Annotated in this window: 11 protein-coding genes, 1 tRNA gene and 2 riboswitches; of the genes, 10 read left to right on the top strand and 2 right to left on the bottom strand. The window is 61.4% G+C overall.

The genetic code is table 11. The features are described from left to right. Positions 1-134: 134 nt before the first annotated feature. The 5 genes from GXY35_02560 (at position 135) to GXY35_02540 (ending at position 5332) form a co-directional block, all read left to right on the top strand. A tRNA-Asp gene (locus GXY35_02560) sits at positions 135-211 on the top strand. Positions 212-447: 236 nt separating this feature from the next. Further along, entirely contained in the window at positions 448-2211 is a 1764-nt protein-coding gene (locus GXY35_02555; protein NLW93473.1) for a HAMP domain-containing protein, read from the top strand. After that, the gene (locus GXY35_02550) at positions 2208-3566 is read left to right on the top strand and encodes a sigma-54-dependent Fis family transcriptional regulator (GenBank protein ID NLW93472.1); all 1359 of its coding nucleotides are present in this window, start codon (positions 2208-2210) and stop codon (positions 3564-3566) included. Before GXY35_02555 ends, GXY35_02550 begins: the two co-directional genes overlap by 4 nt. A 237-nt stretch (positions 3567-3803) precedes the next feature. Beyond that, on the top strand, positions 3804-4349 hold the full coding sequence (locus tag GXY35_02545; protein NLW93471.1) for a hypothetical protein: 546 nt from the start codon (positions 3804-3806) through the stop codon (positions 4347-4349). Between the two features lie 20 nt (positions 4350-4369). Beyond that, positions 4370-5332: an inorganic phosphate transporter gene (locus tag GXY35_02540; protein ID NLW93470.1), complete on the top strand. Its 963-nt coding sequence runs from the start codon at positions 4370-4372 to the stop codon at positions 5330-5332. 261 nt (positions 5333-5593) lie between these two features. On the opposite strand, the gene GXY35_02535 is transcribed toward GXY35_02540, so the two are convergent. Beyond that, a complete protein-coding gene (locus GXY35_02535; GenBank protein ID NLW93469.1) occupies positions 5594-6280 on the bottom strand; it encodes a hypothetical protein in 687 nt (228 codons plus the stop codon). Continuing rightward, positions 6273-6578 carry a hypothetical protein gene (locus tag GXY35_02530; protein ID NLW93468.1) on the bottom strand — a complete coding sequence of 102 codons (306 nt, stop codon included), beginning with the start codon at positions 6576-6578 and terminating at the stop codon, positions 6273-6275. The genes GXY35_02535 and GXY35_02530 overlap by 8 nt, the downstream gene beginning before the upstream one ends. A 379-nt stretch (positions 6579-6957) precedes the next feature. Between GXY35_02530 and GXY35_02525 the strand changes: the two genes are divergently transcribed. The 5 genes from GXY35_02525 to GXY35_02505 all read left to right on the top strand — a co-directional run bounded on the left by GXY35_02525 (position 6958) and on the right by GXY35_02505 (position 12537). Further along, positions 6958-7167 carry a type II toxin-antitoxin system HicB family antitoxin gene (locus tag GXY35_02525; protein NLW93467.1) on the top strand — a complete coding sequence of 70 codons (210 nt, stop codon included), beginning with the start codon at positions 6958-6960 and terminating at the stop codon, positions 7165-7167. Next, positions 7160-7387 (top strand): addiction module toxin, HicA family, encoded by a 228-nt coding sequence (locus GXY35_02520; GenBank protein ID NLW93466.1) that lies wholly within the window; start codon positions 7160-7162, stop codon positions 7385-7387. Before GXY35_02525 ends, GXY35_02520 begins: the two co-directional genes overlap by 8 nt. Before the next feature lie 448 nt (positions 7388-7835). Next, a riboswitch (cobalamin riboswitch) is annotated at positions 7836-8012 on the top strand. A gap of 330 nt (positions 8013-8342) precedes the next feature. Continuing rightward, positions 8343-9413, top strand: coding sequence for a hypothetical protein (locus GXY35_02515; protein ID NLW93465.1), 1071 nt, complete (start codon positions 8343-8345; stop codon positions 9411-9413). Between the two features lie 103 nt (positions 9414-9516). Then, positions 9517-9680, top strand: a riboswitch (cobalamin riboswitch). 206 nt (positions 9681-9886) lie between these two features. Further along, complete coding sequence (locus GXY35_02510; GenBank protein ID NLW93464.1) at positions 9887-10981, top strand: hypothetical protein; 1095 nt, start codon at positions 9887-9889, stop codon at positions 10979-10981. 209 nt (positions 10982-11190) lie between these two features. After that, on the top strand, positions 11191-12537 hold the full coding sequence (locus GXY35_02505) for a hypothetical protein (protein ID NLW93463.1): 1347 nt from the start codon (positions 11191-11193) through the stop codon (positions 12535-12537). The last annotated feature ends 342 nt before the right edge of the window (positions 12538-12879 follow it).

Genomic DNA, 12879 nt, shown 5'->3' with positions numbered 1-12879 from the left:
AGATACACGGGCATCCGGGCGTCCATGCCTCGCCCCTCGCCCCGCCTCATCGCCCGAGGATCTCCCCGCGGAACCCCCGCAGATATCCGATTGCCTTTCCGGGGACGTTTGGTATAGTGTGACAGCGTTGCAGTGGGGACGTAGCTCAACTGGTTAGAGTATCGGACTGTCGATCCGAGGGTTGCGGGTTCGAGCCCCGTCGTCCCCGCCAGAAATGAAAAGAGAGCCCTTACGGGCTCTCTTTTTATCTCCGCCGATACTGACGATCCGTCGGTTGTCCCGGTCTGCAGACCGGGATCGTCCCCGCCAGCGATTTCCAGGGGGCGGCCCTATCATCGATAGGGCCGCCCCCTTTCCCGTCTCTCCTCCTCTTCCGCGGTAACCGCCATCGGCACCGCGCAATTGTGCTACACTGTGTCGCAAAACGCCTTTGATCGTAGGAAAACGATGCGTCTAAGTTACCGCGCCAGTCTGTATGCGAGCTTCCTCGTCACCGTCGCCGTCCCCATTCTCCTCTCGTTCGCGCTCTTCCAGACGTTCCTAAAAAGGACGGCGCAGAGTGAATTCCATTCCCAGGCGGAACGCGTTGCCCGCGGAGTGACGGAGGAGTTGACGCGCAGATCGGACAGTCTCCTCCGACTGGCCGAGGTCTACTCGGCGGACCAACGCATCGCCGCGGCGGTTGCTGATCGGAACCGCGGCGCTCTGATGGAGCGCCTCGCCGAACTCTATCGGTATTCAAACCTGGACCTGCTCGAGGTGGGAGATTCCAGCGGGCACGTCCTGGCCAAGGCCCACCGCCCCCAGGAGCACGGGGAATCCAAATCATCGCAACTCATCATACGGAACGCGCTGGAAGGCAGGCAGGACGCGGACATCGAGTATGGCGCATCCGGGATCGCCCTGCGGGCGGTCGCCCCGATCCAGGCTGTCCGAGGCGCATCCGCGGGCACATTGATGACGGGGGTCCTACTGAACAGGGATTTCTTGGACATCTACAAGACGATCACGGGCTTCGACATCGCGTTCTTCGAGAGAGGCACCCTCATCGCCAGCACATCTCCCCGCGCCCTGCAGGTGACCACTGACTTCCCGCACGCCGTCTCGAGGGACGGCGCCCGGCTGACGGGGACAGTCTTCGCCCTGCACGGCGAGGAGATGTGGGGGGTCTCCAATCCGCTCTACCATCGGAACGGCTCCTTCTTCGGGAGCATCCTCCTCTGGAGAGAAAGGGCCGCCGTCCTGAAGCCCCTGCGGGCCAATCAGCTCATCGTCACATTCTCCTTCCTCGTAACGTGCGCCTTCGCCTTTCTTCTGGCCGTATCCCTGAGCAGAAGCTTCTCCTCCCCCCTGAAGAGGATGCTTACGGTCATAGACCGCGTCTCCAAAGGCGAGATGGACGCGGAGATACCCAACCTCCGCTGGGATGAGTTCCAGGAGCTCTCGCGGCATTTCAAGAGCATGGTGTCCGAACTCAAGAAATCGCAGGACAAGATCATGCGGACGCAGCAGCAGCTCATCGTCGCGGCGAAATTCGCCATCCTCGGGCAGGTGACCGCCGAACTCGCGCACGAGGTGCGGAACCCCCTCAACTCGATGGAGATCACGCTCCGCCTGCTCAGGGAGGAGGTCGGAGATGCGGCCTTAGCCCCCCCCGGTATCATCGAGAAGATTGAGTGCGTCCACTCGGAGATCAAGCGGCTCGATCAGACCATACGGGACTTCGTGGAGGCGGGGGGCAGCCTCGTCCTGAAGAAGACCAGATCGGACCTCGCGGAGGAGATCCGCGCGGTGCTCGCGCTCGCCGCGCCCCAGGTGGAGATGCTGGGGATATGGATCGAACTCGACCTGGAGACCGGGCTGCATGCGGAGGTCGACCCGAACCGGTTCCGCCAGGCCCTGCTTAACCTGCTGCTGAACGCGTGCCAGTCGATGAAACCGGGGGGCAAACTCGCCATCGCGGGCTCGCGCAGCGGGGACCGCGTGGTCATCGCCGTGCGCGACACCGGCGTCGGGATGGGCGCGGAGGAGCGGGCGCGCCTCTTCGACTTTCCGTTCACGACCAAGCCCGGGGGGACGGGCTGCGGCCTCTCCTCCGTGATGCGGATCGTCCAGGCGCACGCCGGCGATTTCGACATCGAATCCGAGGAAGGGGTGGGAACGACCGTGAGGATTTCCCTACCGGCGTACCGCGAGGGGGGGAACGTGTGAAAAAGGTGCTGATCATAGAGGACGAACGAGTGGCCTGCGACAACCTCGGTCGCTTTCTCTCGAAGAAGGGATACGAGCCCGCGTGCGTGTACACCTTCGCGGAGGCGAGGGACCGGATCCGCTCGGAAAGGTGCGACATCTACGTGGTCGACGTCCGGCTTCCAGACGGCAACGGCCTGGAGATCATCCCCGCGATCCGGGGCTCCGGCCGGGACGCGATCATTATCATCCTCACCGCCTACGCGACGGTCGAGAACGCGGTGAGCGCGCTGAAGTCAGGCGCGGACCACTACCTAATAAAGCCGATAGACCCCGAAGAGCTGCTCGCCGTGGTCAAGAAAGAGGAGGAGCGCCTGTGCGTTCAACAGGGGACCATCGCTCCGCGGGCGGAGATTCCTTCCCTGCATGGTAATGAGGCACTCATCGGCACGAGCCCGGCGATGCTCCCGGTGCTGAATCTCATCAAGAGGCTGCGCCATTCCGACTCGAACGTCCTCCTCACGGGCGAGAGCGGCACGGGGAAGGAGCTCGCGGCGAGAACCCTGCACTACTCGGGCCCGCGCGGGAGGAACCGCTTCGTGCCCATCAATTGCGCGGCGATACCGGAGCCGCTACTCGAAAGCGAGCTCTTCGGCCACGTCAAGGGAGCCTTCACCGGCGCTCTGCAGGACCGCGAGGGCAAGTTCGAGTACGCGACCGGCGGCACGCTCTTCCTCGACGAAATCGGCGAGCTCGGCCTCGCGCTCCAGGCGAAGTTCCTCCGCGTCCTCGAGCAGAAGACATTCGTGAAGCTCGGCTCGAATCGCGAGACGGCGGTGGACGTGCGGATCGTCGCCTCGACGAATCGGAACCTCAGGGAGATGGTCGACAAGGGTCTCTTCAGGGAGGACCTCTACTGGCGCCTGAACGTGGTGGAAATCCATCTGCCTCCCCTCCGCGAGAGGACGGAGGACATCGAACCGCTCGCGCGGCATTTCTTCGAGCGGTACGCGGAGCGGTGGCGCAAGGCGGTCCCGGAGATATCCCCCGACGTGCGGGAGATCTTCCGCGAGTACCCCTGGCCCGGCAACGTCCGCGAGTTGGAGAACGTGATCGAACGGGCGTTCATCCTTATGGAATCACCCGTGCTCACCGTGGACCTCCTTCCGACACGGTTGCGCAATCTCGCCTCCATCGTCCCCCCTCCCGCGGAGACCAGGGACGCGCCGCTCCGGAAGCTGCTCGGGGATTTCGAACGCGACGTGATACTCAAGGTCCTCCAGCAGGAGAACGGCAGCAGGGCCAAGGCGGCGGAACGCCTCCGCATCAGCCTCCGGAAGCTCCAGTACAAGCTGAAGGAATATCAGATCACCTGAGCGCACTGCCGTGCAAGGCGTTGCATCCTGTGTGCAGGGCGCTGCACATAGGCGCCTGTTCGTCCGTCCTCCCGCCTCGCCATCGGTCCCGCGTCGCCTTCGATCCGCATCCCTTCTCCGCCTGCCCGGCTCGCAATCAATCGGCGAATCCGCGCTCGGCGAACCGTTGGCACGTAACTTGCTCGTCGATATGGCGGTGAAGCGACGCGGGTAGTCCACCATCGGGAGGAGGAGGCGATGATTCTCTCCATCAAGTCGATGTCCATCATCGAACGGCAGATCAACGCCCTGCACGCGCGGATCGTCGAAACGCTCCGGAGGCCGGACCTCCTGTCCACGCCGTCCTCCCTGCGCGGCGAGATGGCCGAGCTTCACACGGCGGCGTTCAGGGACTTGGCGCACAACGACACGCTGCCGTTCTTCCGTCCGCATTTCCTCGAGATATCCGGCGGCCTGGTGACCCTCTCCCGGCACCTGGACGACCTCGTCGCATTCCTCGCGTCGCTCAAGGCCGAGGAGCGATACAAGCTCGCGAACCTCTCGGACGTCTTCATCGCGCTGGGGGGGATCGTCGAGCTCTTCCTGTGCGCCTGGGCGTACCTGGGCACCGATATGCGGAAGGCCGGCGAGACACTGCAGGGGTCCCTCGCCAGGATAGCCCGGTTCGAGGACGTGGCCCGGGACCAGAACCTCGGCGAGGCCGTGTTCCTGGCGCCGCTCACGGACGCCCTCTACGCGATGGATATGTCCCTGAAGAAGCTGGTCGTCCTCCTCCGTCCGTAACCGCTCACGACAGGCACCCTATGTACGTCGGCACCACGCTCATTGGGGGTCTCTTCCTCGCCTGGAGCCTCGGCGCGAACAACAGCGCCAACGTGTTCGGCACCGCCGTGGGAACGCGCTCGATGCGGTTCAGGACGGCCGTCATCCTCATCGCGGTCTTCGCGACCATCGGCGCGGCGGCGGAGGGACCCGCGCTGTACGAGTCGTATTCATTCTCCGGCTCCGTCTCGCCGCGCCTGGCCCTCGCCTCGACGGGGGCCGCGGCGGCGGCGATGTTCGTCCTGACCTATCTCAGCCTGCCCGCCTCCGCCTCCCAGGCCGCCGCGGGGGGGATGATGGGCGCCGCGGTCTGGTCGAGCGGCGCCGCCGGGTCGGAGTGGGCGAAGCTGGGCGGGTGGGCCCTCTGCTGGGCCGTCACGCCCGTCTTCGCCGCGCTCATCGCCTTCGTGTGCCTGAGGGGCGCCGCCCCCCTCCTCCGGAGGGTGTCCAACGCGGCGCTGCTGAGCGCGATCTACAAGGCCGGCTTCGTCGTCAGCGGGTGCTACGGGGCCTACACGCTCGGCGCGAACAACGTCGTCGTCACCACCGGCCCCTATTTCAAGGCGGGCCTGTTCGGCGATCCCTCGACGTCGATGGCCGCGTTCCTTGCCGCCCTGACCGGCGGGGCGGGGATCGCGCTCGGGGCCCTCACCTACAGCCGGAAGGTGATGCGGACCATCGGGGAGAGGATCACGGCGCTGGACCCCTTCTCCGCGCTCGTCGCGGTCTTCGCCCACTCGATCGTCCTGCACATCTTCACCCATCTGCACGTCCCGGTTTCCTCGGCACAGGCGATCGTGGGGGCGGTCGCGGGAGTGGGGGTCGCCAAAGGATCGAGGGCGCTCAACTCGAGGCTCCTGCTGGTGGTGCTGTCCAGTTGGGTGCTCGTGACGCTCGCATCTGGACTCCTGGCGATCCTGCTCGCATGGATCCTCGGCTGTTGACGCTGCCCAAATGCCACAGCCGTACCTTGCCAGGCATCTCGTTCTGCGACTGCCGCGGCATATCCTCCTATGCCCGTCCCGGACAGTCCGGAACACGATCCTCACGGTATCGATAATCACTGGGAACGCTCCGAGACATCCGTCGTCCCCGCCAGCATTTTTCAAGGGGAGGATCTATTGCCACTTAGGTCCTCCCCCTTTTCGCTCGCCGGTGGCGAAAACGGGTTCTCCGAAGGCGAGTGCCGTCGCGGCCAGCAGATCTCAGAAGGGGTTTGTCAGACAATCGTACAAGGGCTTGGACTCGCTCTTCACGCTGTCGAGGACCTTTCGCCGCCACTTCAGCGGGAGGTCCGTGAATATCTCCCGCAGCTTAACCCGCTGAACCGCATCTCCAAGGAGGAACTCGCCCAGCTCCTTCGCGGCGAGAAGATCCCGCTCCTCCTTCTCCGGCCGTGCCCTCCGCCGGGCGATGATGAACTTGTGCAGGACGTACGCGGCGGGTTCGGGGAGCCGGATCGGAAGCCCTTCGTGCCTCACCTCCATCGTGTGGTCTCCCAGGATGCCGAGGAACCTGAGTGCCTGTGCATTGATGCCCAGCGCATCAATCCTGACCGGCCTGTCCTCTCCCCTCCCCCGCTCCGGCACGAGGAATTCAACCTCGAGGTCGGGGTGCCCGTACTTCACGAGGCCGGACGGATACTGCCGGAGCGGCTCGAATCCCAAGCCGGCGAGGACCTCCGGGACGTCGGCCTTTGTCTTCGCGAGTTGTCGTTTTGGAATCAGGAAATCGAGGTCCAGTGTACGCACCAGGGGTATCTCCGGGGCATCGTTGAAGTAAGCCCGGTAGAAGTAGTGGCACCAGCTTCCGATGAGGACGAGGTCCTTCAGGACGCCCGCCTTGTGGAACTCCTTGAGCACCTTGAGGGAAAGCCGGCGTTGCTCACTCACGGAGAGCCCTCTTCAGTTCCTTGAGATTGGCCTGCGCCTTCTTGAAAAGCAATTCGAATTGCCTCCGGGACTGGATCTTCTCCCTCATCTCCGCCACCTGCGCCGACCGGACCCCCCCAAGGTATCTGAAGACGACTTTCCCTCTGTCCCTGAACGCGAGATAGGCGTAGAGACGACCCTTCCTGTCCTTTTCCGAGATGGACCCCTTCGGGAGCTTTCCTATCTCCGCCCGGTATCTGCGGCACAGGCACTCGAGCCGCTGCCGTTCTTCCTTCAAAATGGGTCTCAGCGCGCTCATCCATCACCCCCGGTTGCCTAACATCTCGGAGACTATCTTACCCCGTTAGGCAACGCGAGGCAATATGAAGTTGCCTAACACGGCCGACTCCTGAACACCGTGTAAGGCACCTGATGCCCGATGGTTCACGCCCTCGCCTCGCCGTGCCAGCAGCGCCCTTTACGCCCTGCACACGCATATCCTCCTATGTCCGTCTCGGACCGTCCTGAATGCAATTTTCACCGTATCGATAATCACTGGCAACGCTCCGGGACATCCGTCGTCCCCGCCAGAGATTTCCAGGGGGAGGCCATTCCGGCCTCCCCCTTTTCTGTTAACGCGGAGATTGGCTTGAGTGCCACGCCATCTTGAGGCGCAATAACCATGTGGGGGTGCCCATATGACCTACAAGACCTTTACCGCAATCCTTCACAAAGAGGCGAACCTCTATGTCGCCGAGTGCCCTGAGGTCGGCACGGTGAGCCAGGGCCACACCGTCGAGGAGGCGATTACCAACCTCAAGGAAGCGACGGAGCTATATCTCGAGGAGTTTCCGATCGCCGAAACAAGCCCTCCCCTCGTTACCACCTTCGAGGTCGCGCATGCCTAAGCTCCGGCGCGTATCCGGCGGAGAGGCCGTCCGGGCGCAGGAGCGTTGCGGTTTCGTTCAGGCGCGACAGCGCGGGAGCCACATCGTCCACCGGAAGAGGACTCCCAAGGGGGACATCGGCTGCGTGGTCCCCCTCCACAAGGAACTCGCGATCGGCGCCCTTCGTGGGATCCTCAGGCAGGCGAGGATAGCGCCTGAGGATTTCATGGACAAGCTTTAGACATCGACGTCGAGCACCGCCAGCGCTACAGCCAGCTCCGCGACCGCCTCCGCCCCGCCCTCCGCGACCGCGACGGCGAGAAGTTCATCGAATGCGACCGTTCCAAGGGCTACCGCCTCTCCACTCATCCCTCCTTCGTCACCCTCGCCTGATCAGCACTTCCTCCCATCACCTCATATTATTTGGAGGTTTTCGGCGGTGCCGCAGGCGTCGGGCATGCCGGCGAGCGTCGGGAGGGGGCCATGCGCGGGATGGGGCGATCAGAACGGCGTCAGGGCAAACTCCAGTGCTCGTCCCGCTGCACCCGGAGACCATCGCCGCCGCGTACTCGTGGTTGCCGATCTTTAATTGTTCCCACTGGTCCGGCTTTTATTGATCCGGAACAATAATATTTGTGTTGACTCTGGAAAGAGATATTTGGTTAACTAACTATATTCAGCGGTTCTTTCTCAAGTGTATCTGCTCTGATTTCTCGGAAGTGCGGTGAAAATCCGCCGCAGACGCGCTGCTGTAACCGGTGTTCAACACCCATGGGCAGTCACTGTCCTGTTTCGGGGATGGGAAGGCTGTTCAGACGTGGGTAGGCCCGGAAGCCAGAAGACGAATCAGAGCAAATGTTCACACATGATCCTCGCGATTGGGATTGAGTGAGTAGCAGCCTGATGCCATCAGGGATGCGGCAATGCGTCCTGCTGAAAGGCATTGTTGCTTGTGGCGGCTATCGAAGCCCCATTCTCCTCGTGAGGATGGGGTTTTTTTGTTCGTAACCGGAGATATATCTGGCCATGGCAGCAGATCGTGCGTCGGAATATTTAGTTTTCAAAATGCCAGTGGATCTGCGGCGACCCGCGCGCATTTCCTGGAGGGCAAATTGTTTCCGCATTGCATTCCGCGAACGCCAGTGAGAACTCGAATGAACCGGAGAGATACAAGCGCATTACGGACGGTGATGTATATGATCATCACAGCGGCATGTCAGGCCGGCACAGCCGTGCCTGTTTTCGCCGGCCCCGGCGCCGACGAGGTGTACGCGACGAATTTCGCCCCGGGCGCTTCATACGGTCATGCTGCGCTTCCAGATATCGTATTGGGCTACCCGGGGGGCACCTGGGATGTGGCCTCGCTGGGCGACGGTGGGTCCATAACCCTTAAGTTCTCGAAGGGGCGGATAATCGATGGGCCGGGAGTGGACTTCACAATTTTCGAAAATTCTTTCTACATCGCCGGCGGACCCGAAATATTCGCCGAAACCGCGCGCGTGGAGGCAGGCAAGGACGGGGTCAACTACTATGCGTTCGAGATGGAATATACTCCTGCAGCCTCTCCCGAAGAACGATGGAGAGGAATGGCGGGCGTGATGCCGGTTCTCGCCCTCCCGGACACCGGCATCGACCCGTCGGACCCGTCGGTATCGGGAGGCGATTCTTTTGACCTGTTGGACATAGGCCTCGACTGGGCGTGCTACATCCGGCTTACCGACACCGGAAAACCAGGAACCTCATCGGAGATGCTCGATCGCAACGGAACGCCGATCGACGATCCGGGCAATTACTTCTCCGGCTACAATGCCGGATTCGATCTTGACGCGGTCGTCGCTGTCAACTACGAGGCCTTCGGAGGGACTCCCACCCCCGAACCGACTGTGACGCCCACCCCCACCCCCACACCCGATGTCCAAGCAGAGATCAGACTCAATGCGCCCTTATTCGCTCCGGGGCGGACGATGACGGCGGACTTCGCCCTGTACGAGACGATCCGCCTGCCGTTCTCCGTATATTCGGTGTTCATCTTGCCGGACGGCTCGATGATCGACGCGGTGACGCTCGGCCCCGTAGAGCCGTTCGTGACGTTCATGCCTGGGCTCGCGGCCCCGTTCAACTACAGGCTCGTCTCGGTTGCCATCCCCGCGGGCGCCCCGCGCGGGGAGTATGAGATCGTCGCCGCGTTTTTCGACCTGTGTGGCCCGATCACGGGCCGGGGGAGCGCCTTCCTGGACGTGAGCGCCAGGTTTACCATCAAGGAGTAGCGGCGCGGGCGCTTCGAGGTTGTGGGGCATGCGCCGCATCGATTTCTGTGTGTAACACCGGTCTGCGGAAGTGACGTTCTTTGAAAAATGCGCGTTTCAATTGAGGGAAAGCGGTGAAATTCCGCTGCTGCCCCCGCAACTGTGAGCGGCGATGGACACGCTCCCAGGTCACTGGTGCAATGGATCGAGGATTCAAATCGAGGATCCTCGGTTGCTGCGCTGGGAAGGCCCGGGAATGATGTGTGCGAACCGCAAGCCAGGATACCTCATGGGGTGCTTCTTCGGGGTAGGAGAGGTCCTTGAATGTCGGAAGACCAGCCATCCCCCACCGGAAGAGCTGGTCTTTTTTTTCACGAATCCGGCATGCCTCATGAGCGTCGTGAAAACCGTCGTTCCTTTCATGAGTTGCGGGGGGGGCAGCTTTCGTATACACGAGACAGGACGCAAGCGTATCAACGTGAAAGGAGGCAGTGATGCACAAGGCACGGATGTTGTTTCTGTTGTTGACAGCGTTGACCGTCGCGGAAAGTCCGGCGCAAATCCAAGTCCCGATGGGATACACGGTGGAGTCGATCAACGCGAATTGCGGCGGCGGGATCGACTACCTACCGGGGGGTGATATCCTCGGCATCTACCAGGATCTTGGGTATCCCACGACAGGCTACCTCGTCGAGGTCGATGCGAACGGTGACGGCGTGCCCTCGGCCCCGCAGCAGCTCTACGCGCTCGGGTCGGGGGTCTACGGCTCATTCGTCCGGGTGAGTCCTTCGGGCGGGTTTGCCATCTTCGGCGAGAGCAGTAACGGCGTCATCCGCCACATCGATCTTTCCGGCCACAGCGTGGTGCAGATCGCGACCGTTGCGTACAACAACGACCTCTCCTTCATCGACGACCACTACTGCTATCTCAGCGCGAACCCCGAATACAACCCCCAGACATGGGAGTCCGGCCCCAACAGGATTTATCACTGGGACCTGGATACCGGGATCAGGACGGTGGTGGTCGAGATACCGGACACGCCGTCCGGCCCCATCGACGTCGATGACAGCGGGAATCTCTATTACGTCAGGGGGACCGGCGCATACCCGCCCCCGCCGAACAGCTTCGCGCTGCTGAAGTACTCTGCGGCGGCGCTGGCGCAGGCGCTGCAAACGGAGACCGCGCTGGGCGAAAACGACGCGCAGCAGATCGCGCTGCTCGACGGAGGCTATAAAGTCGCCTGGCATTCGTCCGGATATTGCTTCGTGTCCGACTCAAACAACGGGAAGATCTACAAGATTGAGTCGGACGGCACGGTGAGCACGTTTTGCGAGCGCGGCGGCGGCTCCTACGACAGCTACACCGGGATGGACCTCTACCGCCGTGATTCTTCGTTTGGCCCGTGCGCGCAAACGGCTGCAAAGCTGTGCGTGGTGTACAGCGACTGGTCCTCGGTGAGCGCCTTCTACCAGTTGACGTCTACGATCCTGTACATCGACTTCAAGCCCTCGGGGGCGACGACGCCGGACGGATGGATCAGCGCGGACGAGAATCCGTACGGCACGAACGGCGCGTGGGGATGGCTCTAGGATGGTGTCCCGCATTTTCAGCGCCGCCGAACCTGGATCTGCGTGCTGGATTCCCATGGAAGGCTGTTTCTCCAAAGAAGGGGAACCGGCCATGGTATCCCTTATCCTGCGGGATGGGCTGCCGGAAAAGCGGAATAGACCGCCCTGAATCTATCTAGATGCCGGGCAACGGATCAATCGCGGCAGTTGGGTATGAAAAGGAGGGAACAATGAGGTATCTGATGGGTGTCACGATCTTGGCGATCATGTGCAGCGTCGGGATTGCGCAGGCCGGGATCGACGTTCCTGACGGGTTCCAGTCGATACCGCTCAATCAGGATTTCGGCGGCGGTTTCGACTGGCTGCCGAACGGCGACATCATAGGGATGTATGCCGATCAGAATATGGCGGAGAACAGTTACATCGGGATCATCGACGGAAACGGCGACGGGATCCCGGCCGCTGTCACCAAAGTGTATGACTTCGGAAAGGCGACCTTCGGTTCCTTCGTCAAGGTAAACCCCGACGGGACCTCCGCCTTGTTTGTCGACAGCATCACCTATCAGATTTATTCGATCGACCTGGCGGATTACGATGTCACAGAGGTTGTTCCATCATCCGGGAGTTTTGACGGGGCGTTCGATCTGGCTTTCATCAACGATCGAAACTGCTACCTCAGCGCGAACCCGGCCTATGGCACGACGAATAAAATACTCCATCTAGACCTGAACAGCAGCGCGATCAAGGAGGTTGCCTCGATTGATCACACCTATTCAGGGCCGATCGACGCGGATGACAGCGGGAATGTATATTATGTGAAGAATAGCGCCCACTTTCCCGTCCAACCGGGTGATTTTACGCTATTGAGTTTCGCGGCCGCCAAGCTCGAAAATGCTCTCAGCGGGGGACCGGTGCTTGGGATGGGAGACGCTCAGACGATAGCCTCCGGACTTAACGGCGGGTATGATGTCGCCTGGCATACATCAGGCGCAGTTTATGTATCGGATGCCAACAACGGGAAGATCTATGCGATTTCGCCCCGCTCCGACTTTGCATCACTTGGCGCAGGGATGGGCGGAGGATTTACCGTGTTGGCCTTCCGCGATAGGGAGCAGCCTTTTAACGCTGGCATATTGACCGACGCAGCGCTCTGCGCCGGTTATATGGATGTCTTCGGTGGGCCGACGCCCTCGAACCTGTATCGGATAACGCCCCTTGCGCCGGAGCTTGGTGTTGCACTGAACAGGATGACGTATACCACGGGTGACACCCTCTCCGCGGAGGTTTCTATCGGGCGGGATATTCCGATTCGCTTTGATGGGTACGTGGTTTTTGTAGGCCCAGGAGGAATCACCTATTCCTGCCAGGGGGCATCCTTGCCAGAGGGAATCAAGCCGTACGTCAAAAACAATCCGCCTCTCCCGCAACCATACCAGGGAATAGTAACAACGTTCACGATCCCTGCGGGAACGCCAGTCGGAGAATGGACCATCTACGCGGCGGTGCTCCGCGCCGGCGACAAGGCCCTCGTAGAGAATGCCTTGGCTATCAACTCGGCGACCTTTAGCATCGAGTAGAGGCCATCTTACGTAGCTGCAAGAAGTGTAGCTATATCGAGAGGGGCTAGCTATAAGCACAGCTGGCCCCTCGCCTTATCCCAGCGGCGCTGTCATTGTTCGATGAATGTTGGACCCCTGGCCTATGGTACTTGCCCAATGGCTGGCAGGAAGCATATTCGCCTATGACCATCCCTCACCGTTTTGAAGGATATCCCCAATTCGTCACTGATTGCCCACGTCCTGAGATATCACCACACTAGTAGTGGTTCAATTGATCCACCGCTGTTCATTGTAGATCCCGTCCCAAAACATATATTCCAGCTTCATGGCTGTTGCAAAGGCTTGCTTCATTTTATTTCT

This window comes from Chlamydiota bacterium, from assembly GCA_012729785.1.
Taxonomy (GTDB): domain Bacteria; phylum Auribacterota; class Tritonobacteria; order UBA1439; family UBA1439; genus UBA1439.
Note: the sequence above shows the minus strand (reverse complement) of the source record. Positions and strands in the feature narration are given on the sequence as shown.

Coding starts and splice junctions, on each gene's coding strand:
- GXY35_02525 (NLW93467.1), top strand. CDS start 6,958: ATGACCTACAAGACCTTTACCGCAATCCTTCACAAAGAGGCGAACCTC.
- GXY35_02520 (NLW93466.1), top strand. CDS start 7,160: ATGCCTAAGCTCCGGCGCGTATCCGGCGGAGAGGCCGTCCGGGCGCAG.
- GXY35_02510 (NLW93464.1), top strand. CDS start 9,887: ATGCACAAGGCACGGATGTTGTTTCTGTTGTTGACAGCGTTGACCGTC.
- GXY35_02540 (NLW93470.1), top strand. CDS start 4,370: ATGTACGTCGGCACCACGCTCATTGGGGGTCTCTTCCTCGCCTGGAGC.
- GXY35_02545 (NLW93471.1), top strand. CDS start 3,804: ATGATTCTCTCCATCAAGTCGATGTCCATCATCGAACGGCAGATCAAC.
- GXY35_02530 (NLW93468.1), bottom strand. CDS start 6,578: ATGAGCGCGCTGAGACCCATTTTGAAGGAAGAACGGCAGCGGCTCGAG.
- GXY35_02515 (NLW93465.1), top strand. CDS start 8,343: ATGATCATCACAGCGGCATGTCAGGCCGGCACAGCCGTGCCTGTTTTC.
- GXY35_02555 (NLW93473.1), top strand. CDS start 448: ATGCGTCTAAGTTACCGCGCCAGTCTGTATGCGAGCTTCCTCGTCACC.
- GXY35_02505 (NLW93463.1), top strand. CDS start 11,191: ATGAGGTATCTGATGGGTGTCACGATCTTGGCGATCATGTGCAGCGTC.